Genomic DNA, 725 nt, shown 5'->3' on the forward strand with positions numbered 1-725 from the left:
GTCACATGACTGGACACTTATATGGTCGATCGGGGGCCCCGCAGGCACCCTCAATTCCGGAACGCTTCTGCTCAGATCCGCGGGCCCTCTCGTCACCTCAATCGAGAGGCACGGAGACGCGGAATTGAACCGTTTCGACGCCCGGATTCTCGTCGTAGATCCCGGCATTCGAGCGGTGGTCGTAACTGACGGCATAGCGCCAGCCGTTCCAGCTCTCGTACCCGAGCTCGAGCCCCGATCGAAACGCGATCGGTCCGCCGAGATCGAACCCGTCGCCGGCCCGATAATAGCCCGGCATCACGTGCAGTTCGCCGTAGTAAGGGCTGGAGCCGAAGCGCCAGTCCCAGGTCAGACCCGCACCGAGCCACGTTTCGCCCTCCTCTCCGAGGGAGAGCCCGAGGGCGGTCCCGAAGGGACCGAAACGCGTCCGAGGATCGTATCGGGCGTAGATCTCAGCCGCGCTTTCAGCACGACGCTCCAGCACGCTACCTGCTGAAAAGCTCAATCTTGGAGCATCCGCCGTGCGCTCGAGGCACCCGCCGGGAGATCCGCAATGATTGAGCCCCATATCTGCAAGGCCCGCGATCAGCATCACTGCTGCAAAAGTTCCGTCGGCCATCCTGTTTTCCCACTGCTGCTCGTTTGCGTCCGGTTATATCCACCGGATCAAACACCGCAACAGCAAGCTGATGGCTTTCGATCATATAAGAGTCCAGTCAAGCTCC

The 725-nt window shown here is 61.2% G+C and carries 1 protein-coding gene; it reads right to left on the reverse strand.

Features of this window, described 5'->3' with window-relative positions; genetic code table 11:
• Positions 1 to 97: 97 nt before the first annotated feature.
• Positions 98 to 619: an acyloxyacyl hydrolase gene (locus OCH239_RS21445; RefSeq protein ID WP_037267582.1), complete on the reverse strand. Its 522-nt coding sequence runs from the start codon at positions 617 to 619 to the stop codon at positions 98 to 100.
• Positions 620 to 725 lie beyond the last annotated feature (106 nt).

The organism is Roseivivax halodurans JCM 10272, assembly GCF_000521785.1.
In the GTDB taxonomy this organism is placed as follows: Bacteria; Pseudomonadota; Alphaproteobacteria; order Rhodobacterales; family Rhodobacteraceae; genus Roseivivax; species Roseivivax halodurans.

Excerpts from the sequence above, each read along its gene's own strand:
- OCH239_RS21445 (WP_037267582.1), bottom strand. The coding sequence starts at position 619 with ATGGCCGACGGAACTTTTGCAGCAGTGATGCTGATCGCGGGCCTTGCA.